The 26623-nt window shown below is 51.2% G+C and carries 18 protein-coding genes, 1 tRNA gene and 1 pseudogene; 12 read left to right on the forward strand and 8 right to left on the reverse strand.

The annotated features are described in order from the left end of the window. Nucleotides 1-18 precede the first annotated feature (18 nt). The 3 genes from phnE (at nt 19) to ACTCIA_RS03040 (ending at nt 3412) form a co-directional block, all read left to right on the forward strand. A complete protein-coding gene (phnE, locus tag ACTCIA_RS03030) occupies nt 19-822 on the forward strand; it encodes a phosphonate ABC transporter, permease protein PhnE (protein WP_463000330.1) in 804 nt (267 codons plus the stop codon). 8 nt (nt 823-830) lie between these two features. After that, nucleotides 831-1853, forward strand: coding sequence for a phosphonate dehydrogenase (locus ACTCIA_RS03035; RefSeq protein WP_463000331.1), 1023 nt, complete (start codon nt 831-833; stop codon nt 1851-1853). A 281-nt stretch (nt 1854-2134) separates the two neighbouring features. Then, the gene (locus ACTCIA_RS03040) at nt 2135-3412 is read left to right on the forward strand and encodes a double-cubane-cluster-containing anaerobic reductase (protein WP_463000332.1); all 1278 of its coding nucleotides are present in this window, start codon (nt 2135-2137) and stop codon (nt 3410-3412) included. A 70-nt stretch (nt 3413-3482) separates the two neighbouring features. On the opposite strand, the gene ACTCIA_RS03045 is transcribed toward ACTCIA_RS03040, so the two are convergent. The 6 genes from ACTCIA_RS03045 to ACTCIA_RS03070 form a co-directional block, all read right to left on the reverse strand. Then, a complete protein-coding gene (locus tag ACTCIA_RS03045) occupies nt 3483-3839 on the reverse strand; it encodes a hypothetical protein (RefSeq protein ID WP_463000333.1) in 357 nt (118 codons plus the stop codon). A gap of 76 nt (nt 3840-3915) precedes the next feature. Further along, entirely contained in the window at nt 3916-4437 is a 522-nt protein-coding gene (locus tag ACTCIA_RS03050; RefSeq protein WP_463000334.1) for a cation:proton antiporter, read from the reverse strand. Further along, the gene (locus ACTCIA_RS03055; RefSeq protein ID WP_463000384.1) at nt 4397-4603 is read right to left on the reverse strand and encodes a DUF4372 domain-containing protein; all 207 of its coding nucleotides are present in this window, start codon (nt 4601-4603) and stop codon (nt 4397-4399) included. Before ACTCIA_RS03055 ends, ACTCIA_RS03050 begins: the two co-directional genes overlap by 41 nt. 518 nt (nt 4604-5121) lie before the next feature. Then, nucleotides 5122-7119 carry a TonB-dependent receptor gene (locus ACTCIA_RS03060; RefSeq protein ID WP_463000335.1) on the reverse strand — a complete coding sequence of 666 codons (1998 nt, stop codon included), beginning with the start codon at nt 7117-7119 and terminating at the stop codon, nt 5122-5124. 176 nt (nt 7120-7295) lie between these two features. After that, entirely contained in the window at nt 7296-8120 is an 825-nt protein-coding gene (locus ACTCIA_RS03065; RefSeq protein WP_463000336.1) for a DUF4198 domain-containing protein, read from the reverse strand. A gap of 641 nt (nt 8121-8761) precedes the next feature. Continuing rightward, nucleotides 8762-9316, reverse strand: a complete 555-nt coding sequence (locus ACTCIA_RS03070; RefSeq protein WP_463000337.1) for a hypothetical protein — start codon at nt 9314-9316, stop codon at nt 8762-8764. Here ACTCIA_RS03070 and ACTCIA_RS03075 point away from each other — a divergent pair. Continuing rightward, nucleotides 9297-11537 carry a helix-turn-helix domain-containing protein gene (locus ACTCIA_RS03075; RefSeq protein WP_463000338.1) on the forward strand — a complete coding sequence of 747 codons (2241 nt, stop codon included), beginning with the start codon at nt 9297-9299 and terminating at the stop codon, nt 11535-11537. The genes ACTCIA_RS03070 and ACTCIA_RS03075 overlap by 20 nt on opposite strands. 126 nt (nt 11538-11663) lie before the next feature. Here the strand turns inward: ACTCIA_RS03075 and ACTCIA_RS03080 are convergent, their stop codons facing one another. Together ACTCIA_RS03080 and selD are read right to left on the reverse strand one after the other, a co-directional pair. Then, complete coding sequence (locus tag ACTCIA_RS03080) at nt 11664-12047, reverse strand: hypothetical protein (protein ID WP_463000339.1); 384 nt, start codon at nt 12045-12047, stop codon at nt 11664-11666. A gap of 201 nt (nt 12048-12248) precedes the next feature. Beyond that, nucleotides 12249-13307: a selenide, water dikinase SelD gene (gene selD / locus ACTCIA_RS03085; protein ID WP_463000340.1), complete on the reverse strand. Its 1059-nt coding sequence runs from the start codon at nt 13305-13307 to the stop codon at nt 12249-12251. Between the two features lie 955 nt (nt 13308-14262). Here selD and ACTCIA_RS03090 point away from each other — a divergent pair. From ACTCIA_RS03090 to ACTCIA_RS03125, 8 genes and pseudogenes are all read left to right on the forward strand, one after another. Further along, nucleotides 14263-14628: pseudogene (locus ACTCIA_RS03090) on the forward strand (FAD-dependent oxidoreductase); the annotation flags it as partial. 28 nt (nt 14629-14656) lie between these two features. Next, nucleotides 14657-15094: a hydrogenase iron-sulfur subunit gene (locus tag ACTCIA_RS03095; protein WP_463000341.1), complete on the forward strand. Its 438-nt coding sequence runs from the start codon at nt 14657-14659 to the stop codon at nt 15092-15094. Between the two features lie 51 nt (nt 15095-15145). Beyond that, nucleotides 15146-15237 (forward strand) — tRNA-Sec (locus ACTCIA_RS03100). A 16-nt stretch (nt 15238-15253) separates the two neighbouring features. Then, nucleotides 15254-17200, forward strand: coding sequence for a SelB domain-containing protein (locus ACTCIA_RS03105; protein WP_463000342.1), 1947 nt, complete (start codon nt 15254-15256; stop codon nt 17198-17200). Nucleotides 17201-17236: 36 nt separating this feature from the next. Further along, complete coding sequence (locus ACTCIA_RS03110; protein ID WP_463000343.1) at nt 17237-18538, forward strand: (Fe-S)-binding protein; 1302 nt, start codon at nt 17237-17239, stop codon at nt 18536-18538. A gap of 84 nt (nt 18539-18622) precedes the next feature. After that, a complete protein-coding gene (locus ACTCIA_RS03115; protein WP_463000385.1) occupies nt 18623-23026 on the forward strand; it encodes an FAD-dependent oxidoreductase in 4404 nt (1467 codons plus the stop codon). A 78-nt stretch (nt 23027-23104) separates the two neighbouring features. Beyond that, nucleotides 23105-23551: a hydrogenase iron-sulfur subunit gene (locus tag ACTCIA_RS03120; protein ID WP_463000344.1), complete on the forward strand. Its 447-nt coding sequence runs from the start codon at nt 23105-23107 to the stop codon at nt 23549-23551. A gap of 12 nt (nt 23552-23563) precedes the next feature. Further along, nucleotides 23564-26587, forward strand: coding sequence for an FAD-dependent oxidoreductase (locus tag ACTCIA_RS03125; RefSeq protein ID WP_463000345.1), 3024 nt, complete (start codon nt 23564-23566; stop codon nt 26585-26587). Nucleotides 26588-26623 lie beyond the last annotated feature (36 nt).

Genomic DNA, 26623 nt, shown 5'->3' on the forward strand with positions numbered 1-26623 from the left:
AGATAAGGACTATTTTCAATGTCTTCAGACACTGCCTATGGCACCATAGTGGAACAGGAGCAGAAACAATGGAACCGTGCCATGCTAAACATCGGCATGGTGGTTATTGCCGTGACAGGCTCGCTATTCTATACGGGAATGCTGGACATGGGACGGCTCGCCGACGGGGTTCCAAGCATTGTTTCCCTCGTGCTCGAAGGCCTGCCCCCGGATTTCAGCAACTGGCGCGACTGGCTGGTTCCTCTTGCCGAAACCTTTGCAATGAGCATGGCCGGAACCGCCATCGCAGTTATTCTTTCCGTGCCGCTTGGGCTCCTGGCCGCGCGGAACATAGCCCCGCACCCGGTTATTCGCTCTGCGGCGCGCGGGATGCTAAACATTCTGCGCTCCATTCCGGAACTTATCATGGGCATTATTTTTGTTGCAGCAGTGGGCTTCGGCCCGTTGCCCGGCGTGCTGGCCCTGGGCCTTCATTCCGTGGGAATGGTGGGCAAATTTTTTGCCGAATCCATAGAACACGTTGCCGAGGAACCCGTGGAAGCAGTGCGCGCAACAGGCGCCGGGGCTTTGCAGGTGGTTTTTCACGGGGTGATGCCCCAGGTCATTCCCCAGATGATGGATGTTTCCATCTATCGCTGGGAATACAATTTTCGCGCTTCAACGGTAATGGGTATGGTGGGAGCGGGCGGCATAGGCTTTGAATTAATGGCGTCCCTGCGCATCATGCTCTATCAGGAAGTCCTCGCCATCCTGATGGTTATTCTTCTGATGGTGACCCTGGTGGATTGGTTTGGCACCTTTTTGCGAAAGCGTTTCAAATAGGAAAAGACATGTCCCGGCAAACAAATAACAAACCCATTGTCGTTCTCACCCACTGGGTGCACCCCGAAGTGATCGGGTTTCTGGCTGAAAAATGCACGGTAATTGCCAATCAGAGCTCTGAGTCCCTGCCATTCCCCGAACTCATGGATCGTCTTCGTTCCGCGGCCGGAGTGATGGTCTTTATGCCTGACTCAGTGAATCAGGAATTTTTGGAGGCATGCCCTGATCTTCAAATAGTGGCGGCAGCCCTGAAAGGCTATGACAATTTTGATGTAAACGCCTGTACCCGGAAAGGAGTTTGGTTCAGCATTGTTCCTGACCTGCTCACCGTCCCCACCGCAGAGCTTGCCCTGGGCCTGGCCCTGGGCGTGATGCGCCATTTCCGGCACGGGGACGCTTTTATCAGGAGCGATCAATTTCGGGGATGGAGGCCCAGGTTTTACGGATCATCCCTGTCCGGCAGCACTATCGGCCTTTACGGCATGGGCGCACTGGGCAAAGCACTGGCCATCCGCTTGTCAGCCTTTGCGCCAGGCCGGATTCTTTACCACGATATCAACCCTCTTCAGACAGATCAGGAGCAGAACCTTAATATAGACTTTGCCTCCCCGGAAGAGCTTTTGTCCTCCTCTGACCTGATTTTTCAGTTAACTCCCCTGACCACTCAGACATTCCATCTTATCGACGCCAACGCCCTTCAAATGATGAAAGACGGGGCTTTTCTTGTAAATGTCTCACGCGGATCTGTTGTGGATGAACATGCAGTGGCCCAGGCCCTGGAATCGGGAAAGCTTGCCGGTTATGCAGCCGATGTATTCGAGATGGAGGAATGGACCCGGCCCGATCGCCCCGAAAAAATACCTGAAAAACTCCTGGAAAATCCTAACTCCACTTTGTTTACCCCGCACCTGGGCTCGGCCGTGGACAAGGTACGCTTTGACATTGCCATGCAGGCTGCACGAAATATAATAGCCGCCTTTGAGGGAAAAACCCCGCCAGATGCCATCAACCATCCTGTTTTGGAACGTTAATTGGGCTTAAAAGACCCCCATGGGTGTGATTGCAGTGAAATCATGGATCCCTGCATGAAAGGTGCGCGGATTTTCCGCGACTTAGTCAATGCCTTCGTATCGAAAAATTCCATATCCGTGCAATCTATAATAGATATTAACTATTTGATTGAATGAAAATAACTATGATATTGGAACAGAATGAATTTTTGGGTGCTGGTTTTGGTCAAAAGTTCAACAAAAGACCTGCAGTCCATCATTTTACGTGTCAGCAGTTTTAAATTTTTTCAAGGGAGTCAGATATGAGCAACGATTACCGCCCCATGTGGAAAGAGCTGGGTTTGGATCCGGATGCGCACGACGCGCTGCTAAATGTTTTAAACCAGGGCTACGGCGATATGTACCTGTCCCGGCAAAACCGGCCCGAAACCATGGGATATTTTGATTTTGTCATGAGCGAGGTCCACGGGCTGCGCATCCGGGAGCTTCTGGATGAAAAGGACCAGGGCCGGAAAATCGTGGGCTCATACTGTGTGTTTGTGCCAGAGGAAATCGTGCTGGCCGCAGGCGCCACCCTGGTGGGCCTGTGCTCGGGTGCGGATTTTGCCCTGGAAGAAGTGGAAAACTGGCTTCCCAGAAATACCTGCGCGCTGATCAAGTCGTCTTTCGGGTTTAAGCTGGGAAAGGTGTGTCCCTACCTGGAATGCGCGGATATGATTGTTGGCGAAAACACCTGCGACGGCAAGAAAAAGGCCTATGAAACCTTTTCAAGCCTGGTGGAAAACCTCTATGTCATGGATCTGCCCCAGGTCAAGTCAGATCCCGGAAAGGCGCTTTTGGCCGCTGAATTTGACCGGTTCCGGCAGGCCATGGAACATCTCACCGGAAAACCGATCACGGCCGAATCCCTGAAATATGGAATTGAAACCGTCAATGCCAAGCGCGTGGCCCTGCATCGTCTCTATGCCCTGCGGCATGCCGATCCCGCCCCCATATCGGGCCTGGATGCCCTGCTGGCCAATCAGGTCTCGTTTTACGACAATCCGGCCCGGTTTACCGAATCCGTGCACAAGATCTGCGATGAACTGGAAAGCCGGATCGCGGAAAAAAAGGGGGTGTTTCCGGAAAAAACACCGCGGATCCTGGTCTCGGGCTGTCCGCAGGCCGTGCCCAACTGGAAGCTGCACCATATTGTGGAGACTTCCGGCGCGGTGATCGTTGGAGAGGAATCCTGCGTGGGCGAGCGCGGCACCCGCAACCTGACCGATGATACGGGCGGGACCCTGGAGGAAATGATGGAAGCCATCGTGGACCGGTATTTTCAAATCGATTGCGCCATTTTCACCCCAAACGCCGACCGGCTGGATCATATCCGGCAGATGGCCGCCGATTACAACGCCGATGCTCTGATCCACTACAGCCTACAGTTCTGCCAGCCCTATCTCATGGAATCATTGCCTGTGGAAAATACCCTGAAGAATGAAGGCCTTCCTGCCCTGCGCATTGAAACCGACTACAGCATGCAGGATGCCGGCCAGCTCAAAACCCGCGTCGAGGCATTTATCGAGCAGTTGAGATAAGATGCCCTGTGTCAATAATTACAAGGACCTTCAAGGTCTGCCATCTCCGCATTTATGGTTTTAGCTTCATTCACCGGTCACAGCTTTTCTTTGGCAGCAGTGTACCGGTGAAACAGCCGGATGCCAAGCCCATGAGAGCAGGGTCAGATTCCCCGGCCTTTCTTAGGTAGTCCCGGACATAATAGGGCAGGGCTAAACTGAAAAGATACCGGTTAAAATCGGATTCCGCTTGTTGTCCGGATATGTTCCAGGCTTCGGCAGCGCGCCTGAACTGCTCGAATTCAGAGGTTTCAGTTGCCCTGGCCAGAAAAAAAAGCATTTCCTGTTCAGTGGGCTTCCGGGTTGCATTCCTGCGCTTTTCCATGATGTGAAGCCCGACCAGAAGCCCGGCCATTGCCACGGCTGCTATTAAAAATTCAAGGTTCATTGCATTTTATTCCTTTTTTGTTATTCCGGTCTTTCAATTTGAATTAAAAATAAAATAGGAATTTGATCCGGGCTATTCAAGAGACAGAAAAGCAGCGGTTTTTCAACTGCCGGATCGGTACCATTGAAGAACTGGACGCAAGCGGCATCAAGGCGGGATTTGCCGGTTGGATGCCAATCCATTCGGTGAAAGCGGCACCCAGAAGTCCGAGGACCAGGGCAAAACTGAGTTCACCGGCCGGCCATCGGGTATAGGCCTGGATAAACGGCAGTATCCTGTGAATCAGCCAGCGGCCAACCGTCAGCATCGCCGAAATAAAAACCAGCGTCAGGATAATGGTGAGCATGACAGGCGTGTGGTTTCCTGACGCCTCGCCCATAAGCCCCAGTATTATGGCAAAAATGATCCAGCCGACAATATCGTTGAAAATGGCCGCGCTGATGACCACCATGCCCAGATCGCTGCGGTAAAGATCCATGTCTATGAGGGTTTTGGCGATAATGGGCAGGGCTGAAATGGACATGGCAATGGCCAGAAACAGGGCAAATATCATGGCGTCAGCATCCGCGTGCCGCCCCAGGGCCTCGGGAATGATCAACGCCGCGGTCAGTGGCGACTTGGCAGAACAACACGGCTACAAAATGCTCCCATGAATTGAACTTTTTGGCAAAACGCTCGGATTGATGGTGGTATACAAGCTCATGAATTTTTTTCCGGTCAATCAAAGCTATCAGTTGACTGAAGAGGCTCGCGTGCTTTATTATGGGTCATCCTCCTTGGTTCTGGGTATTTATTGTTTTTTGGTCGAAACAACATTACCCACAAGGAGGATTTTTTTTCAAGCCCCTTCATCTCCGGGCCCAACTCGTTAAACTAGGAAATTCCGTTTTTGGATAAGAGTGATTAAAAATATGAAAAATCGGGCATCGCAAATAAATCTGCAACCAAAGCCTTTATGTTAAAGCAACCCTTTACGAACTTTATACAGTTCATGAAGGGTTGCTTTTTTATTGTCTAAAAATTGATAAGCCTGTAAAAAGTCTTTTTTACAGGCAGTGTTAAGTTTTAAGTGATTAAGTATTAAGTAAAATCAAAAAGTTATTTTTTTATTGGTTGGCGATTATACCAGTTTTAGGACTTTTTACGACTGCATCAAAATTGATGGTGACGTAAAAGTCCAATATCTGCGTTACGCGCAATTTCTCAGAATTTCACGTACGGATAAGTACGCTGCATTCTTCGAAATTGCGCAAGCCTTGATCTTGAGTTTTTTACGGCACCATCAAAAATTGACAGTCAGCGTGGCATAAAGGGAAAGTGGCAGTGCCGGTGAATATCTGCGTTCTGTCGTACCAGCCGTATAGTCTGCATATTCTTTATCCAGCAGGTTCACTATATCCAGTGCCGCCAGGTAATTTGCGTTTTGCCCGAAACGATAGGAAACCTGCGCGTCAACACGTTCCCAGGACTCACTTTTGTGTTCATTGGCATCATCGAGATAGTACCCATCTTCGTAATGATAGCGCAATCGCCCCCCAAATCCCCTTGGCGGAGTATATCTGATTTCAGCGTTAAATATGTTTTTGGGCACGCTTCGCAGCGTTTTACCGGAAAGATCTTTTCCGTCTGAAACAAATCGATCGTAAGTGGCATCCACATAACCGTAATCAAGATACAGGTGACCATAATCATATGCGCTGTAATCCAGGGTGATTTCTACGCCGTCTCGCGTTGTTGAACCAACGTTTTCATATTCGTCTGTGATCCGGTTTAGAATATAGTCCTTATCGGTCTCCAGCCTGTATACATTGAATCCGAGTGCAAGGTCCATTGAGGGGAAAATTCGAACCCCGCTCTCGTATTGAGTTCGTTCCTGAGGGTCCCAGTCTTCCTGGCGGAACGCAGCCTGCTCGGAAAAACCGGGCATAAGAGCAAATCCTTCACTGTAATTGCCGTACAATTCCAGGCGGTTTTCCAGAAAAGTCAGGACAACTCCGCCCTTGGGGCTGAAAATGTTCTGCTCTTCCATGGAAAAAGTTTCACCGCCATCCAGATAATCTGTCATGTCTCCCTGAAAGTGATCATATCTTCCTCCAAGGACCACTCGCAACGGCTCCAGGATCTGATAGCTGCCCTGTGTGTAAAGGGAAAAGGTATGCATTTCGATATTATAATCCCAGAACTTCGGGCCTTTTTCCCTTCCGGTACCTGCCAGGAGCCGCCAGCGGTTGCGATCATCATCCTCGAACATGTAGTCAGTGCCGACAGTAAAGCGCAATTTCCGCCCGGCCAGGGAGCCGGCGAAATTATAGCTTCCCCCCGTGCCAATTACATCGCGCTCGAACGTGCGTAAATTTCCTACAATCTCATCATCGTCCAGGTTGCTCGGATCATTGGCATACCATCGACTAAACTCCTGGCTGTATCCCCATGTATTAAAAAGAATCTTTGCGTTGGGTGTAATCTGGTAGTCGAGGTCCAGGCGTGCTTCCTGCCGGCTTTTTCTGCCTCCGTTGGTTTCGCTTACCGCCTGTGTTCGGTCCCGCTTGTAATCTTCTTCACCGAGATAGCCAGGTGCATCCCAGTCCGAGTCAAAAGCCCGGGCACTCAGCCGGATATCCAGTGTATCGGTTGCGTGGTACGTAGAACGAACAGCGGCATTCTGCCGGTCCCACTTGGAATTGTCCTGGTAGCCGTCGGTATGGTAGGTTTGAATGGAATAGACATGATCCCAGTTTTCATTGGAAAATCCGCCTACGAAATTGGCTTCGTAGGTGTTATGGGCACCATATTGAAGTTTTAATTGATTCTGATCTACACGTTTCTTTGTATAAAAAGCAAGGGTTCCGGCCGAGGCATAATTTCCGTAAAGTGCCGATGAAGGGCCTTTTATGAGTTCAACCCGCTGCAATTCTTCCGGGTTGATCACATTGGTATCAGCGTATCCATCGCCTTCGTTTAAGGGAATGCCGTCAAGAAAAATGGCTGTATTGGAACCGTGGGAATTGCCACTGAATCCGCGCATAATAAAATTGGCGGCTGTTCCTCCCTGGCTGTACTGAATGACGCTGACGCCCGGAGATAATGTCACTATATCCAGGGGTGTGACAAAAACCCGGTTGGTGATATCTTCATGGTGCAATACGGTGGCGGAAGTGGTTTCCAGGTCCTTTTGAGTCGTTTCTCCGCGAACCACCACATCACCAAGCTGGGCGGCGTCATTTGTCGTTTCATGCTTTTTTCTTTCTGTCGCTTCACTGTTTGCGTAGGCATTGGCCATGCAGCAAAAGCCTATTGCTGTTATATAAAGCAAAATTCGGATTGAGCGAAAAAACGTTTTTCGCATATAGCCTCCTCGGCTTGTTTCTGCTGGTTTTGGCCAATTGGGCAAGCTCCTGCAGACTTTTTTTCGGCGCATAAGCACTGCCCAATTGGCCCTGATAAACAAAGATGCCACTACTGGATTTCAAAGGTCAGGGTTGCTGTAAAACTGTATTCGTCGCATTTCTCGGGATTGGGGTACTCATCCCTGTGGTTGACTTTCACCAGCCATGCACCGGAACTGTGGGCCTGAATATCAGCTTTTCCTTCAGCATCGGTTTGGGTGGAGTAGGCATAGGTATGGCTTTTGTCAGAAAAATCGGCATAAGTGGCAAACACCTGTGCTTTGGGTAAGGGCTTGCCATGAAACAATACCTGGATCGGTACGGAATCGCCTTTTTTTAAGCGAGCCGGGTTGCCCAATGGAAGAATTTCCAGGTCATGGCCTAACCAATTAGATAAGTGATGGTCCTGACCGGAGCCGAGATTGATAATGGACTTGCTGTATTTGAGGGAATGGGTGCAGCTGATGGCATTTTTTACATCCACTTTGGATTTTCCCCCTTGATATCCTTGGGTGGTTTTTGTCCAGTATCTGCCATTCATTGTGACAACTGCGATATATGCACCGTTTTCTGCCGGCGTCTGAAGGGGCTTGTATGCTGTATCGGCAGCGCCCGCAATATCGATTCGCTTTCCATCCGGGCCCAGCATATAGGCTTCATCCAGGTACTCGTCGGCAAGAAAATCCGTGGCCGGGAATTGATGGCCATAACCCAGTGTCATGGTCACCTCTTTGCCGGGCGATGATTGATATGTTGCGGGTTCAATCCACAAATCATGTGCAAGGAGTGCAGATGCGTTCACCATAAAGAATATTATCCATACAAAAGCAATCCAACTGGAGCGCAGACAGGTACGTATCATTATTCTTCCTTTCAAAAGATATAGGTTTAACAATTCAGTATTTTCCCGTGATATGCGGTTGTGTTTCTGTATCTTCGGCTATCCGAAAACATTTTTTTATGCCCGGCGTACAGCCCGGCCGCATGGCTTGTCGCAAATCATAGAAAATACTTTTTTGCCCTGGAAGGATTCTGTTTTGCTCAGATGTATTGAAAAATATAATGGGATCATGGTAGGGTTAAACCAGAATCTCCCTTGCTTCCGAGGGGGTTCACGGGGGAGGCGGTTCAATCTCTTGCCGGAGGAAGCCGCCTCCTCCAAACTATTTTTTTTGAGACACCCGGTAAATTCGCTTTAATCCCTCCTTTCATTTTTTTGTTAAAAAAAAAGCCATAAAGGAACCAAACCTTACGGTCGTGCCTTCATGGCTTTGTATTCTTGCTATGAACCAAAAAATTTCGGAGTGTTTCAGGTCAGCTTCAGCCGACATTCAATTTTCTACGTTTCTTCGCATAAACATCGCATCAAGTCAAGTGCTATTTGGTGGTATTTGATGTTTGAGTTGAGAAAAACGGTTACGCTATAGGGGCCAAATCTTTAATCTTGACAGTTAATTTGAAAAGACAGTCCACATCTTGTCAGGATTAAAGATCTCATAACAGACTGTTGTCGGCTTTGCCGATTGTTGTGGAACATCAGGGGCAGAAGCAGTGCATTTTCCGCTTATGATACTGCTTATCTGGATCTTGCAATGAGAAACATCTGCCCCGTCGGGACCTTGGATCAAAAACCTCTTGAAGCCGCAAAAAACTCGATATACCAGTTTTATTGACGTATCGGGCAACTGGTCTAAAGAGCTCTAAGGAATGATAACCCGGTCTAAAGTTTTTATGGCCCGTCAGGCCTTTTTTGTATTGTTTTGGAAAGACAAGGCGCTGCCAGGCAAGCCCGGGGGCGGTGGCGGTTTTTGAAGCGACATTGAGCGTTTTTGCCAAAAAATCAGTTGGATTGAGGTTATAAAGGGCCGTGTTTTGAAATTGTCCCAATAGGCACTTGAGCAATACCGTAAAAACGGTCAGGAGCGAAAAAACCGGCGCCGGCCGCAGGGCTTGCCTCCCACAGAAGCGATGGCAGGGTGTGCCGGGCATAAGTGGGTTGTCATGGGGCATTGGTTTTTGTATGGTGGCTGCAATTGTCTCTGACTTTTTTGCTTTTTCAAGGAGTGCCTGAATGGTTGAATGGAAAGACAAGGCTGCGCACCTGGCCTCAAAATACATCAACGGCACCGGCTGCCACGTTTTTCTCACCGGCCGGGCCGGCACGGGCAAGACCACGTTTTTGCACGACATCCGCAGGCGCACCCACAAAAACACCATTGTGGCCGCGCCCACGGGCATTGCCGCCATCAATGCCGAAGGCGTGACCCTTCATTCCCTGTTCCAGCTGCCCTTTGGCGCATTTATACCCACGGACCGGCCGCCCGGGGATTCGGCCCTGGACTTTGAGCTCAACACGCCTCAGTCTTTGCGCCGGAATCTCAAGATGCACACCACCAAGCGCAACATGCTCAGAAAGCTGGAACTGCTGATCATCGACGAGGTCAGTATGCTGCGCGCCGATCTGCTCGACGCCATTGATGCGGTGCTGCGGATGGTCCGAAGGCGGCGCGATGAGGTCTTCGGCGGGGTCCAGATTCTTTTTATCGGCGATTTGCAGCAGCTGCCGCCGGTGGTCAAAAACAACGAATGGCAGGTGTTAAATGAATTTTACACAACCCCGTTTTTTTTCGGGGCCCGGGCCCTGCAGCAAAGAAGTCCCGTTTATATAGAGCTGTCCCACATTTACCGGCAAAGCGACGAGACCTTTATTTCCGTTTTAAATCACCTGCGCGACGGCCGGCTAACGGATGCAGACATCGAATGCCTCAACGGCTGCTGCCGGCCCGGATTTGCGCCTGAAGCCGACGATGGCTACGTCTATCTGACCACCCACAACCGCAAGGCAGACCGGATCAACCAGGCTGAACTGGAAAAGCTGCCCGGAAAACTTTTTGAATACAGCGCCCGGGTCAAGGGCACATTCGATGCCCGCACCTATCCGGTCGAACCGGTGCTGGCCCTGAAAAAAGGCGCCCAGGTCATGTTTATCAAAAATGATCCCACAGGAGAGCAGCGGTTTTTCAACGGCCGGATCGGCACGGTTGAAGAACTGGATGCCGGCGGCATAAAGGTGGGCTTTGGCGGCCAGAGCCCCTCGGTATGGGTGGAGCCGCATACCTGGGAAAACAAGCGCTATGCCCTGAACAAGGAAACAAATGAAATCGCGGAAAAAACCGTTGGCACATTTGTGCACTTTCCCCTGAAGCTGGCCTGGGCCATTACCATTCACAAAAGCCAGGGCCTGACCTTTGACCGGGCGGTCATTGACGTGGACGGGGCATTTGCCGCCGGCCAGGTCTACGTGGCCTTATCCCGGCTCACCTCCCTGGAGGGTCTTGTGCTGACCAGCCCTTTCCGGTTCCGGCAAATGGACCGGGACCCGGCCCTGGACGCATTTGTCCGGCAGAAAAAAGAGCCCGAAGACCTGGAGCAATCCCTGCACCCGGCCTGCCTGGATTATTTGGCCCGCACCGTCAGGGATGCCTTTGATTTTTCCGGCCTGGTGCGGGAAATGGATTTTCATGTGCGCACCTACACCAAGGATGCGGCCCATTCCAAAAAACAGGCGCACCTGGACTGGGCCCGGTCCCTGCAGGCGGATCTGGGGCCGGTCCGGGAAGTGGGCGGCAAGTTCGTAAGACAACTGGACCGGATACTGGCCGACGATGGTGCTGATGGCGGCCTGGATTATCTGGCACAGCGGGTGGAGGCGGCCAAAGGATATTTTGAGCCGGTTTTCACCGGGTTCTGCGAACGCATCCGCCGGCACCTGTCTGAACTCAAAACCCAAAAAACCGGGTTGAAAAAATATATCACGGAAATTGAAACACTGGATCAGCAGTTTTCCGGACAGTTGCAGAAAATCGAAAAAGCAGCCGCCTTAATCAATACATTTGGCGGCGGAAAGGAGCTCACAAAAGCCGATCTGCCCGGTGCACAGCCGGAAAAGCCCGGGTCCGGATCTTCGGCCAAAGCCGGTGCGCCCAAAAACAAATCCAAACCCGGGAAAAAAACCGACACCAAAACCCTGACCCTTCAACTTTACCGCCAGGGCAAAACAGTGGACGAAATCGCCGAAGACCGCTCCCTGCACCCCCGCACCATCGAGGGCCATCTGGCCCACTGGATCGAACAGGGCGAAATTGCGGCCACGGAACTGGTATCAAAGGCGGATCTGGAGGAAATCAGCAAGGCCTTCAAGGAGCTGCAAACCCCTTATCTCAAGCCGGTTCACGAATTTTTTTCCGGCAGACATGATTATGCAACTCTTAAATTTGTCGCAGCTTTTTTACAGCACCGGCAAAAAGAATAACCCCCGGCGCCGGGGCGGAGATTTTAGTGGTCCGGCAACCGGGATGCCGGCTTCCCTGCCCAAAAGGTGTATGCTGCCAGCCGCGTTTGGCACAAGGCCCATGACAAGGTGGAAAAGCGATAAGCGTTATTGCTTTACAGTCCAGCTGGTTATGTTTTCGTAGTCCTCTCCCCGTATCTGAAACTGTTCCATGAGCACACGGGTTAATCCTTCGGGTATACTGCCCGAAAAGCGGACGTTGGCAAGGGTGTGGTCTTTATCGTCTGTTCCTTTCACATCAACGGTCACGGTTTCTGATTCCCCGTTATTCGTTACATGAGCCCTGAGGGTAACCAGATAGGTTGTCTTGCCTTTTTCCACATACACGGGCTCGATTTTTTCAACTTGTACCCGCTTTGTTTCGTTCTGGGCAAAAGCCGGAGAAATGCCTGTGTGCAAAAACAGTCCGAAAAAGACCGGCAGAACGATCATAAATGTAATTATTTTGGGTAGATAGAGTTTTTTCCGCATATTCCCGCAAGTCCTTGTTTGAAATTTTTACGAAACGAACCAAAAACCAACTATAAAGCAAGAAAATAATTTGTTTGTCAAGATAAATTTTTCAAGGCATAATCCTCTGAAAAAATACAAAATCATTAAATTTTCACGGCCCGGGACCTTTTCCGGAAAAAACCGGCAGGCATGCGCGTGACAGGTATTTTATGAGTTTTTTCAGGGAAGTATTATCAGGGCCCCGCAGGTATGAGGCCCGGTGACCTCGCCGATGATGCCGGCCTCAATTCCTTGTTCTTGGAGGATCCTGACCAGTTTTGACGCTTTTGATTCGGGCAGGGCCAGCAGCAGCCCCCCCGAGGTCTGGGGGTCAAAGAGAAGATCGGTTAAAATGGGATCAAGTTCCGGGGCAAAGTCAATACTGGGTTCGAAGAATTTCTTGTTGGCATAGGCCCCGGCCGGAAACAGCCCCATGCGCCCGAATTCCAGGGCCGACGCGATTACCGGGACCGCTGACACGGACAGGGAAATTTCTTTTTTTGAGGCCCGGGCCATTTCCAGCAGGTGCCCGGCAAGGCCGAATCCGGTTACGTCGGTGCACGCCCGCGGAGAAAATCCCTCTGCGGCCAGAGCTGTGGTTTTGTTTAATCGGGTGGTGATGGCAATGAGTTCACTGATTGTTTTATCGTCTGCCAGTTTGCCCTTGACAGCCGTGGCCAGAATTCCGGTTCCAATGGGTTTGGTCAGAATAATCTGATCGCCGGCAGCCGCCCCGCTGTTTTTCCAGACCGCATCCGGGTGTACCACTCCGGTTACAGACAAGCCGTATTTGAATTCCGCGTCATCCACGGAATGGCCGCCCACAAGCACGGCGCCGGATTCATGGATCACTTCCAGGCCCCCGGCCAGGGTGTCTTTTAACACGCTTTCAGGCAGGTCATCGGATGGAAAACACACGATGTTCATGGCCGTCAGGGGTCGGCCGCCCATGGCGTAAATGTCGCTCAATGCATTGGCTGCGGCAATCCGGCCGAAATCATAGGGTGAGTCAATGATGGGCGTGAAAAAATCCAGGGTCTGGATCAGGGCCGTATCATGGCTTAACTGATAGACCCCCGCGTCATCCGAGGTCTCCATTCCCACCAGAAGACGCGGATCGGTTTTGACGGGCAATTGTTGCACCACCCGGTCCAGCAACTCCGGACCCAGCTTGCCCGCTCAGCCCGAAGCCCGGGTTTTTTCGGTCAGCAGATATTTGGGAGTTGCGTTGTCAGCCATTGGCATTCCCGCAGGGTTTGAGCATTGATGGCACCGTAAAAGTCCAATGTCTGCGTTACGCGCGATTTCTCAGAGTTTCACGTACTGATAACTATTCTGCATTCTTCGAAATCGCGCAAGCCTTGATCTTGAACTTTTTACGAGCGCGTCAGCATTAAGATCATTAGAAACAATAAAACGGCAGCGGCATGATTGTAAAATAAAATATTTCAGGAAAATCGTAGCCGGCAATGGGCTTGGATGTAAAATGGATTATTTCAATAACATTTCCAGTATTCATTTAAAACATCGATTCAAAGCTTGTTATGGTTAATTATAGATAATATAAATAATTTTCCAACAATATATCGATATTATCAAATTGACATCTTTTTTGTGTTTTTATAAGAATTGATGACACCGTAAAAAGTCTGATTTCAAATGGTGCCGTAAAAAGTTCAAGATCAAGGCTTGCGCAATTTGGAAGAATGCAGCGTACTTATCTGTACGTGAAATTCTGAGAAATTGCGCGTAACGCAGATATTGAACTTTTTACGGTGCCATCAATAATAACTGTCTGAGGGCGGCGGTTTCTTGATTAAAGGAAAGCCGCTGTCCGGACGCATTTCAGAGAGCAATAGATATGGGCTACTGGTTTTTGCACGGCACATGACACTTCAGCAGCGATGCTGCCCGGTGCGGGCAGCCATGGGGTGTCAGCCGGAAAACCGGTAACAGCTGATTTCTGATCACTTTTTCTTTACCCGGTATTGACCCCCCCCTGCTTTATTACCCGGATTAACTCCGTCCTAAACCAAGCGCGCCATTGAAGTTTGCCTGCAGCCTGATGTTGTGCAGACGTTTCTGCCCCTGGCCCTGCCTTCCGGCCCTTGTGTACAGGCAAGGTCGCCGATGGGTCCGGAAAGCGGCTGTGTGGATTTTGGCAAAATCAAATAAACCTGAGTGAGGAGGAAAAATGCCTGATGGATCAGTTGGCAGTGTAATGATTGTCGGAGGGGGCGTCTGCGGTGTTCAAAGCGCTCTGGATCTGGCCAATTCAGGATATAAAGTCTATCTGGTGGAAAATAAGCCCGCCATAGGCGGTGCCATGTCTCAGCTCGACAAAACCTTTCCCACAAATGATTGTTCCATGTGCATTTTGTCTCCCCAGCTTGTGGAAGCCGGCAGGCACAGAAATATAGAGCTTTTGACCCTTTCTGAACTGGAGTCTGTTTCCGGCGGGGCCGGATGTTTTACCGTAAGGGTGCGGAAACGGGCCCGGAGCGTGGATGCTCAACAGTGCACCGGCTGCGGAAACTGTATTGAAGCCTGTCCTGTGCAGCAACATCAACTTTAAGAAAGGAGTTCTTATGTCCACATGGGAACCAAAAATAGCGGCCTTTTTTTGCAACTGGTGTACCTACGGCGCAGCTGATCTGGCAGGTGTCAGCCGTATGCAGTATCCCACGGGTATCCGGGTGATCCGCCTTCCCTGCAGCGGTCGGGTCAGTCCGAAGTTCATTCTTGCGGCATTGCGCAGCGGTGTGGACGGGGTCTGGGTGTCCGGATGCCACCCCGGCGACTGCCATTACATAGAGGGCAATTATTACGCAAGGCGCAAATTTGCACTTCTTAAAAATCTTCTGGAGCACATGGGAATTGAGCCCGGCCGCCTGCACTTTTCCTGGATCTCTTCGGCCGAGTCCACCAAGTTTGTTGAGGTTGCTGAGTTTGTCGTTGATTCTGTGAAAAAACTGGGGCCGGCCAATCGAATGATCAAGGAGCCGCCCGCGGCTGTTTTGTTTTAAAAGAGCCGTCTTTTTTACGGCAAATCCCTTTTGGGGCAGAAGCTCAAATACAGGGGCAATGGTGCTGGGCACCCCGCGGTCTTCAAAACCGCCGGCTTCGTCTGAAAAACGAAGAGGAGGTTCGATTCCCCTTGCCCCTTCCACTGGCTGGAAGACACAATGAACAGGTATTTTACCATCGGGGTTGCCGGTCATGCAGGTCACGGGAAAACCGCACTGGTGCAATCTCTGACAGGCATGAAACCAGATAAAGTCCGAGCGGGAAAAGACAAAAATCAATCCTCTCAATGCCTGATTGCCCCCTTGCAGTTTGCGTCCGGATTTCAGGCGGCCTTCGTGGATGTGCCGGCAAACCCGTCATATCTCAAAAACATGGTCCGGGGGCTGTATCCGGTGGATATGGCAATAATTGCTGTGGCCGCAGATGATGGGGTCATGCCTCAAACCCGGGAGCATCTTCAGATTGTTCAATGTCTGGGCATACACGCAGGACTGATTGTACTGACCAAAACCGATCTGGCTGACGAAGAGATCTGCTCGCTGGCTGAAATGGAAATCAACGATTTAACGGAAAACACATTTCTTGCGGATGCTCCGGTTTGCCGGTTTTCAACAACCCGGCCGGACAAATGGGGGCACCTTCTTGAAACCATAGAATCATGTGCTAAAAAATTGCCGCCCCGGCAAGCTGACCTTCCCTTTCGTCTCTGGATCGATCAGGTCAAGCAGTCAGCCGGTTTTGGAACAATAGTGACCGGAACCATTCTTCAGGGCAGGATCCGGGTAAATGAAACGGTGAAGATAGAACCCGAAGGCCGGCAAAGCCGGGTCCGGTTTATGGAAACCCATGGCATAAGAACAGGTTCGGCCGCAGCGGGTCAGCGGGTTGGAATCAATCTGCATAAAATCGCCTTTCAGTCGGTAAAAAAGGGAATGGTGCTCACGTCTCCGGAAACCGGAAGTGTTTGCCGGTTTATTAACGCGGAAACGGGGCTGTGGGAAAACGCTGGCCGGCCTGTAAACAGCCGGATCCGCATGCGGCTTTTTATCGGCACTGCCGTTGTAAGCGCCATGCTGGTTTTTATGGATACGGATTTTCTGGAGCCCGGCAGGAAATGTCTGGTCCAGTTTCGTCTCAACCGGCCTGTTTCATGCATGCCGGGAGACAGATTTGCAGTGTCTTTTTTAAATGACAACAGGCTGGTCGGAGGCGGGCGGGTGCTTGCGCCAAGTGATGAAAAATTCCGCAAAGCCAAAGCTTCCAGCCAGATCGCATGCCTGAAGGCCCTTCAGGAAAATGACAGCTCCGGATACCTTGGTGCAGTCCTTGACCGTTATCCGAATACACCGTTTTCCCCCGCAGACCTGGCGGATCGGTCCTTGTTCCCGGAATCCGTGTTTGAGGATGAAATCCGGCGCGGGCTTGGAAAAGACAAACTGATCCGGGTGGGTGACGGCGTGGTTAAAAGGCAGCAATATGAAAAACTGCTGCGGGAGGTAAGGGCTCTTTTTAAAAAACCGTCAGTCGGTCAAAAATCCATACAACCACGGTTTCATATCAGAGAGGTGGCTGACCGGCTGGGAATTTTGGGGGAATCGGAGGTTTTGCATCATGTGATGGCCCGGCTGTGCGCTCAGGGGCATCTTTGCCTGTTTAAAGGTTATTATCAGGTTCCCGCCCATTCTGTAAGGTTATCCGCTGATTATAAAAACCTGGCTTCAAGCGTCATGGAGTTTGCCAATGAGTGCGGATTAAAACCTTTTACAGCCGGCCATTTCAACAAAACTCACAATGATCAGTATGAAAAAGCAAGGGTGGAAAAAATCCTGCGGTTTTTGGTTTCGCAAAATAAATTGATTCCACTTGAAGGAGGAAAGTTTATCACTCCGGATGCTGTCAGGCAGATTCGCGAACGAATGGTGTCGTTTATCAAAGAGCAGGGAAAATTTTCAATCCGTGATTGTCACGATGTCTTCGGCTACGGCCGTTCCCAGGCCGTGGCGGTGCTGGAATACCTTGACGAAACAGGCATGACAAAGCGGCTGGAAAATTTCAGGGTCCTGGGCCCTGATGCCGGTTTGCCTGAATTTCAGCAGCAGAAATAAATTGATTATGGCCAAAATGCTTTAAGGAGATTTTAAATGGAACCCTTTGTTCTGGAAAAAGAAAAAAAAGAGCGATTCCTGGATCGTATTCGTGACATGGTGCCCGGCGGCGACCGCCTGGACCTTTGTCTGACCTGCGGCGCATGTGCATCAGGATGTCCGGCCACCGGCCTTGAAGGAATGGATCCGCGTAAATTTTTGCGCCTGGCGGTTCTGGGCCTTGATGATCAGATCGCCGGCCATCCGTGGGTATGGATGTGCTCCATGTGCATGCGCTGTACTCATGCCTGCCCAATGGGGATCAATATCGGGGCCATGGTATATGAAGCCCGCAATCTATGGCCCCGGGACCAGAGACCAAAGGGTATCCTGGGGTCCTGCGACATGGCCCTTCGCAATTCCAGCGGCAGTGCCATGGGCATTTCAGAGGATGATTTTGAATGGGTGATCGAAGACATCCTCGGGGAAGTCCGGGAAACCCAGCCGGCATGGAAAGACCTGCAGGCGCCTGTGGACAAAAAAGGGGCGCATTTTTTTCTGAGCCAGAATTCCAGGGAACCCGGAATTGAGCCCGAGGAAATGGTTCCTTTATGGAAAATCCTCCACATTGCCGGTGTTGACTGGACATACAGCAAACGGGGTTGGGGCGGAGAAAATTACTGCATGTTTCTGGCAGATGACCAGAGCTGGGAAAAAGTGACCCGAAACACCATAGAGTCTGCAATGGATCTGGGCTGCAAGGTGTATCTCAACACCGAATGCGGCCATTCCACTTATTCAGTGTGGATGGGCCAGAAAAAATTCAATATTGATACGCCCCTTCAGATCGAACCCATTGTGCCCCATTATGCCCGATGGATCCGGGAAGGCAGGCTAAATCCAAACTCTGAGTGGAACCGCGATCTGAAAATCAAGTTTACAGTGCAGGATCCCTGCCAGCAGGTCAGAAAAAGCTTTGGTGATCCCCTGGCCGAAGATCTGCGGTTTGTTGTCAAAGCCTGTGTGGGGGAAGAAAATTTCATTGATATGGTCCCGAATCGTTCCAATAACTATTGCTGCGGCGGGGGCGGCGGTTACCTGCAGTCCGGGTATAACGAGGCGCGCCTGAAATATGGGGAGCTTAAAAAAGACCAGATTCTGGCAACAGGGGCACATTATTGTGTAACTCCTTGTCATAACTGTCATGACCAGATCCATAAACTCGCAGAACATTACCAGTGCGGATATCACACCATTCATCTCTGGACCTTGCTCGCCTTGTCCCTGGGCGTTCTGGGTGAAAATGAACGCACCTACCTGGGAGAGGATCTGCAGGATGTCAAACTGCCGGAAGCCTGATGCCGGAAAAGTTGTCAATAACGTGTAAAAACGAATGCAATGGAGGCTCTTGTGAATCATCAGGACCAGCCCGTTGGAGCTGTAATGGTCATTGGGGGAGGAATAGCCGGAATCCAGGCTTCTCTGGATATGGCTGATTCAGGTTTCCGGGTATACCTTGTGGAGGAAAAGCCGGCAATAGGCGGGGTTATGGCCCAGCTGGACAAGACTTTTCCCACAAATGACTGCGCCATGTGTGTGATATCCCCGAAATTGGTTGAAGCCGGCCGGCATCTCAATATCGAGCTTTTGTCTTATGCGCGGGTGCGTTCGGTGTCCGGAAGCGCCGGGGACTTTAACGTGGAAGTTTTGCAGCAGCCCCGGTACGTGGATATGGAAAAGTGTACCTCATGCGGAGAGTGCGGGCAAGTATGTCCGGTTGAACGCCCTGATGATTTCAATCAGGGACTGGGCAGCCGCAAGGCAATATACAAGCTCTATCCCCAGGGCATGCCCGCTGCCTACGCAATTGAAAAACGATCCATTGCCCCGTGCAAGGCGACCTGTCCGGCCCATGTCAGCATTCAGGGCTATATTGCCTTAATCAACCAGGGTAAATACAGGGAAGCTGTCGCGCTTTTCCGGGACGCCCATCCGTTTCCGGGGGTCTGCGGCCGGGTCTGCCATCATCCCTGCGAAAGCGCCTGCACCAGAAACGACTATGACCAGCCCCTGGCCATCCGGGAGCTTCATCGTTTTCTGGCTGACTGGGAAACCCAGGCGGGCGAAAAAGTCCTTCCTCAGGCAGGAGAAAAAAAACGCGACGAAAAAGTGGCTGTTATCGGTTCAGGCCCGGCAGGCCTTGCCGCAGCTTCTTTTCTGGCCCGCAGGGGCTATGGTGTTACCATTTTTGAAAAACTGCCTGTTGCCGGCGGCATGATGGCCGTGGGCATTCCTGAGTACCGGCTTCCCAGGGACATTCTCCTGCGGGAAATCGATATCATTTCCGAGCAGGGCGTTGAAATAAAGACAGAAGTGACTTTCGGCAAAGACATCACTTTTGACAGCCTGAAGGCAGACGGCTATTCGGCAGTGTTTATGGCCATAGGACTTCACAAGGGCCGCAGCCTCGGTATTGAAAACGAGGATGCCGAGGGCGTGCTTCAGGGCGTTGATTTCCTGAGGGAAACAGCCCTGGGAAATGATGTGCCCGTCGGCAAGGATGTACTTGTAATCGGCGGCGGAAATGTGGCCATTGACGTGGCATTGACGGCCAAACGAAAAGGGGCTGAAAATGTGACCATGGTTTGTCTGGAAAAACGCGAAGAAATGCCGGCCTGGGAATATGAGATTGAAGAGGCCCTGGAAAGTGACATCAAAATTGTCAACTCCTACGGACCAAAAAGTTTTTTCATAAACAAGGAAAACAAATTTTCCGGCATCGAGTTTAAGACCTGCACTGCGGTTTTTGACCGGGACGGACGGTTTAACCCGGGGTATGACGAAAATGCCTGTGAGGCCTTTTTTGGCGACACCGTGATTGTGGCCATCGGCCAGGCAGCAGACACCTCGGATCTTCAAGATCAGAATGTTCCCATGAACCCTGTGGGCCTGGAAGGCGATCCAATTACCTTGCAGAGTCCCATGGAATGGGTTTTTTCCGGGGGCGACGCCTTTTACGGGCCCAAGTCTGTGGTGGATGCCGTGGCCTGCGGCAGAGAGGCGGCTGAAAGCATTCACCGCTATATCAGCGGCCTGGATCTGCATGAAGGCAGAAAAAAGGAATGGACCTATGAAAAGCCCGACATCATCAACGTAGCTCACAAGGAGCGCACCCCTGTTAAGTGTCTGGATCCCGAAGCCAGGGAATGCAATTTTCTGGAGGTTTCTTTCGGCTACAACGAAGACGAGGCCCGCACGGAAGCCGAGCGTTGTCTGAAGTGCGGCATCTGCTCTGAATGCTACCAGTGTGTCAAGGCATGCCTTGCCGGCGCTGTGGATCATTCCATGGAAGCACAAACCCGTGTGATCAATGTGGGCGGCATTATACTGGCTCCCGGTTTTACGGCATTTGATCCATCCGGTTTGGATACGTATGCTTATGCAAAACATCCCAATGTTGTCACCAGCCTGGAATTCGAACGCATCCTGTCGGCTTCAGGCCCCTTCCGGGGCCACCTGGTCAGGCCCATGGATCACAGGGAACCGGAAAAGATAGCCTGGATTCAATGCGTGGGCTCCAGAGATATCAATAAGTGCGACCATTCCTATTGCTCATCGGTTTGCTGCATGTATGCCGGAAAACAGGCGGTTATAGCAAAAGAGCACAGTCCGAATGACCTGGACACGGCAATTTTTTTCATGGATATGCGGACTTTTGGTAAGGAATTTGAGCGCTATTATCAACGGGCAAAGACCGAAAGCGGGGTCAGGTTTATCCGTTCCAGGGTCCATACGGTGGCGCCCGTGGAAAACGGGCGCCTCAGTCTTCGCCATGCCACTGATTCTGGGGATCTGATTGAAGAATCTTTTGATATGGTGGTTCTTTCAGTCGGCCTGGAGGCGGATAAAAGCCTTGCAGACCTTGCCGGCCGCCTGGGTATTGAATTAAACAACCATGGTTTTGCTCAAACCAGTGCCCTTGCGCCTGTCTGCACATCCAAGGATGGCATTTTTGCATGCGGCGCCTTTCAGGAGCCAAAAGATATTCCGGCTTCTGTCATGGAAGCTTCAGCAGCAGCCTGCCTTGCCACAGAAAGACTTTCAGCCCGACGTCATACCCAGACCATGTCTGTGAACCTGCCTGCCGAGACAGATGTTTCCAAGGCGCCTCCAAGGGTGGGCGTATTTGTATGCAACTGCGGCATCAATATCGGAGGTATTGCCGATGTGCCGGCCGTTCGTGATTATGCGGCAACGCTTGAGAATGTGGTTCACGTGGAAGACAATTTATTTACCTGCTCCCAGGATACCCAGGACAAGATGAAAAACGTGATTATTGAAAAGGGTATCAATCGTGTTGTGGTGGCATCCTGCTCCCCCAGAACCCATGAAGCCCTGTTTCAGGAAACCATCCGCGAAGCCGGACTTAATCCGTACTTGTTTGAAATGGCCAATATTCGCGATCAAAACACCTGGGTGCACATGAACGAGCCTGAGCGGGCTACAAAAAAGGCAAAAGCCCTGGTGCGCATGGCCGTTGCCAAAGCTGTTTGCACAGAGCCTCTGCATCAGGTGGACATGGCGGTAACGCCCGCGGCCCTGGTGGTGGGCGGGGGGATTGCAGGAATGGAGGCCGCCCTTGGCATCGCCAGGCAGGGGTTTAGTGCGCATCTTGCAGAAAAGACCGGCCGCCTTGGAGGTGTGGGCCTTAAGCTGAACACCACCTGGTTAAGCGAGCCTGTTGGATCTTATGTGGCGGAACTGATCCGTGAGGTGACCGGCCATCCTCTGATCCGGACTTATCTCAATGCCGAACCGGTTGAAACCAGTGGCGTAATCGGCAATTTTTCAACCAGACTGATCAGTAAAGACAGCAAAGGCGCCCCGGTTTCAATAAACATTTCCCATGGTGTCACCATCCTGGCCACTGGTGGAAAGGAATACAAGCCGGTTGAATATTTATACGGCCAGCACTCCGGAATCATGACGCATCTGGACCTGGATGCCGCCCTGCGGACCGGTGCTTCGAAAATTGACGATGCCGCAACTGCAGTGTTTATTCAGTGTGTGGGCGCCAGAAACGAAGAAAGGCCTTATTGCAGCAAAGTCTGCTGCACTCACAGCATAAAAAGCGCCCTTGCCCTCAAGGAGCGAAATCCGGATATCTGTATATATGTTTGTTACCGGGATATCCGCACTTACGGTTTTCGCGAGGATCTTTACCGCCGGGCCCGCAATGCCGGCATTGTCTTTATACGCTATGATGCTGATAATCCACCCGCGGTACGGCAAACAGATGAGGGCTGTCTCCATCTGACCATATCAGATCATGTGCTGCAGATCCCCTTGGAACTCCGTCCGGATCTGCTTGTGCTGGCTGCAGCGGTCATACCAAACGAAAACAGGGAACTGTTTGAATTGTTGAAGGTGCCTGTCAATTCCGATGGTTTTCTTGTGGAAGCGCACGCAAAACTCCGACCCGTGGATTTTGCTTCGGAAGGCATTTTTATGGCGGGCCTTGGGCATTGCCCAAAGCCTGTTGAAGAAAGTATCGCCCAGGCAAAAGCGGTTGTGTCCCGGGCCGCAACCATACTTTCAAGAAAAAACATTGCAGTGGGCGGCGTGGTGGCGGATTTGCAGGAGCCTTCACGTTGCGCCTGCTGCCTGGTTTGTGTGAGAAGCTGTCCCTATGGGGTGCCGTATGTACAAGACGGGCGGGCGCATATCAATCCGGCAGAATGTCACGGGTGCGGGGTGTGCGCAGCTGAATGCCCTGCCGGTGTTATTACCCTGAAACATTTTACAGACAGGCAGATCCTGGCAAAACAATCTTGTCTGGTGGCATAGATTAATTGATGGGAAACCTTTGTGAACAGGATAAGACCACCGGCAATTTAAGTTCGGTGCATCGGAAACGGAGGAAGAATGACAACCGGTTTTGAACCTGAGATATTGATGTTTTGTTGCAGATATTGCGCCTATGCCGCAGCTGATCTTGCAGGGTCCATGCGGCTGACGTATCCGGCCAATATAAAAATTCTCCAGGTCCCGTGTACCGGGCGGGTTGATGTCATTCATCTGCTAAAGGCTTTGGAAAGCGGTGTGGATGGCGTTTTTGTGGCCGGATGCTTGAAAGGTGAATGTCATTTTCTGCAAGGCAATCTCCGGGCGGAAAAAAGAGTGTTTGCGGTCAAACAGATTCTTTGTGCCATTGGCATGGATCCGGAAAGGGTTGGCATGTACAACCTTTCATCTGCCATGGGGCCTCGGTTTGCAGAGATCGCAGATGAGATTGTAAAAAAGATAAGTGATCTGGGGCCGAATCTGATTAAAAGCGCGGCGCACAAAAACGTCACTGTTCACAGAATCTGAAAGACAAACCATATGTCAAAACCACTTGTCGGAGCTGTAATGGTAGTGGGCGGCGGCGTTGCCGGAATTCAGGCCGCGCTGGACCTCGCTGATTCGGGGTATAAGGTTTTTCTGGTGGAAAAGAGTGCTTCCATCGGGGGGGTTATGGCCCGGCTGGACAAAACTTTTCCCACAAATGATTGTTCCATGTGTATTCTTTCGCCCAAGCTGGTCGAGGTGGGGCGCCATATCAATATAGAGCTTTTGACCCTCTCAGAGGTAAACACCATATCAGGCGAGGAAGGCAACTTTGAAGTAAGTATAACCCGGCACCCACGATATGTGGATATGGACAAATGCATCGCCTGCGGTCTCTGTGCTGAAAAATGTCCCACCAGCGTTCCCGATTCTTACGACGGCAACCTTGCCAGCCGCAAAGCCATCTATGTTCAGTATGCCCAGGCAGTGCCGCTTAAGTATGCCATAGATCCTGAGTCCTGCATTAAGCTGACCAAGGGCAAATGCGGAATCTGCCGGAAAAAATGTCCGACTGGTGCGGTTGACTATGAGGATACAAGAAAAGATATTTTCCTTAATGTCGGTGCCGTGGTGATTTCCCAGGGCGCTGAAACCTTCGACCCGGCCGTACACGACACCTTCGGGTATAAAAAATATCCCAATATTGTCACAAGCCTTGAGTTTGAGAGAATCCTTTCGGCATCCGGCCCTTACGGGGGCCATCTCGTCCGGCCCTCGGACGAAAAGGAACCGGAAAAAATTGCCTGGCTCCAGTGCATAGGTTCCAGGGACGCGCATATCGGGGCCAGAGGTTATTGCTCCGGGGTGTGCTGTACCTATGCCATCAAAGAGGCGATGCTGGCAAAGGAGCACAGCAAGTCAGGCCTTGATACGGCAATTTTCTACATTGATATCCGAACAAACGGCAAAGACTTTGAAAAATACTATAACCGGGCAAAGGAGGAAGCGGGCATCCGGTTTATCAAAAGCAAAGTCACAGAAGCGCTCCCGGTGGACGGCACCGGCGGGCACCTGATCCGCTATATCAATGAATCCGGGAAAAGGTGCGAAGAAGAATTTGACATGGTCGTTCTTTCAGTGGGTCTGGGTGTCACAAATCAGGGGGCTGAGCTTGGCAAAAAACTCGGTGTGGATCTCAACCATTACAACTTTGCGGAAACAAGCAGTTTTTCCCCGGTTGAAAGCTCTGTTGCCGGAATTTATGTATGCGGGGCCTTCCAGGGTCCCAAGGATATCCCGTCATCTGTTATTGATTCAAGTGCGGCTGCAGGAGTGGCGGGTTCAAGGCTTTCCGGCTCAAGATGGCGCCTGACAAAGACAAAGGAAGTGAAAAAGGAAAAAAATGTTGCCGGGGATCGGCCCCGTATCGGTGTATTTGTTTGCTGCTGCGGCACCAATATTGCCGGGGTGGTGGATGTGACAGCAGTTGTTGAGTCTGCAGAGAAACTACCCAATGTGGTTTACGCTGAACAAAACATGTTCAGCTGCGCCCAGGGTACCCAGGACAAAATTGCGGAACTTATCCGGGAAAAAGATCTCAACCGCATTGTGGTGGCGGCCTGCTCGCCCAAGACCCATGAACCCCTTTTTCAGGAAACGCTTCAAAGCGCCGGTATCAACAAATATCTTTTTGAAATGGTCAATATCCGAAATCAGTGCTCCTGGGTCCACAAACAGGCACCGGAAGAAGCCACGCAAAAGGCTATGGATCTGGTGAAAATGTCTGTGGCAAAAGCAGCCCGGGTGCAACCCCTAAAAGAGCCGATCCTGCAGATAAACCAGCGGGCAATGGTTATCGGAGGGGGTATTGCCGGAATGATTGCCGCAGATAATCTGGCCCAACAAGGTTATGCGGTGGATCTTGTGGAACGCCAGGCCCGCCTGGGGGGCAATGCCCTGTCCTTGTATAAAACCTGGAAAGGCGAAGACATTGCCGGCTTTGTAAAGGAGATGGTGGAAAAAGTTGAAAAAAATCCAGGCATAACAGTGCACGCCGGCTCGACCATCAAAAAGGTGGACGGGTTTGTGGGCGCCTTTGGAACGACCCTAGAAAAAGAGGGCTGCCGGGAGGTCCTTGATCACGGTGTGACAATAATTGCCTCGGGTGCCTCGGAGCTTAAACCCGAAGGTCAGTATCTGTATGGAACAGATGACAGGGTGATAACCGGCCTTGAACTCCAAGCCCGCCTTGCCCGCAGGGATGAATCATTGGATAACGTAGAGACAGCCGTTTTTATCCAGTGCGTTGGCTCCAGGATTCCCGAAAGGCCATATTGCTCAAAGCTGTGCTGCGCCCAGTCCATAAGAAGCGCCCTTGAGCTCAAAGAAAACAAACCTGAAACCGAAGTTTTTATCATCTACAGGGACATGCGCCCCTATGGATTAAGAGAGGATCTCTACAGGGAAGCAAGGCAAAAAGGGATCAGGTTTCTTCGTTACAATTTTGACAAAGGCTTAGATGTAACCAATGGAAAGGGCTGCCTTAAGGTAAGTTTCACAGATTTTGTATTAAGGCGCAAAATGGTACTTTCCCCGGATATGCTTGTTCTTGCCGCTGCCATAGTACGGGAGAAAAACGATCCCCTGGCAAGATTTTTCAAAGTAACCCAGAATGACGACGGCTTTTACGTTGAGGCCCACCTGAAATTAAGGCCTGTGGATTTTGCCACAGACGGGGTCTTTCTATGCGGTCTGGCCCACGGCCCCAAACCCGTGGACGAATCAATCGCACAGGCCCAGGCTGCAGCCGCAAGGGCGGTAACGCTTCTTTCAGCCGGATCCATTCCGGTAAGCGGCACCGTGGCCCAGGTTAATCCCCGGCTTTGCAGCAGCTGCGGGGTCTGTGTGTCTGTATGCCCCTATTCCGCCCCCAGGTTTAGTGAAAAAACCGACAAGGCTGAAATTGAATCCGCTCTGTGCAAGGGCTGCGGATTGTGCGCGGCTTCCTGCCGCTCGGGGGCCATTGCACTGAAGGGCTTTGATGACCAACAGATAACATCGATGATCATGTGTGCCTGATCAAGTGCGATTGAACGGCAAACAATGATTGAAAAA

It is taken from the genome of Desulfosalsimonas sp. (genome assembly GCF_055149105.1).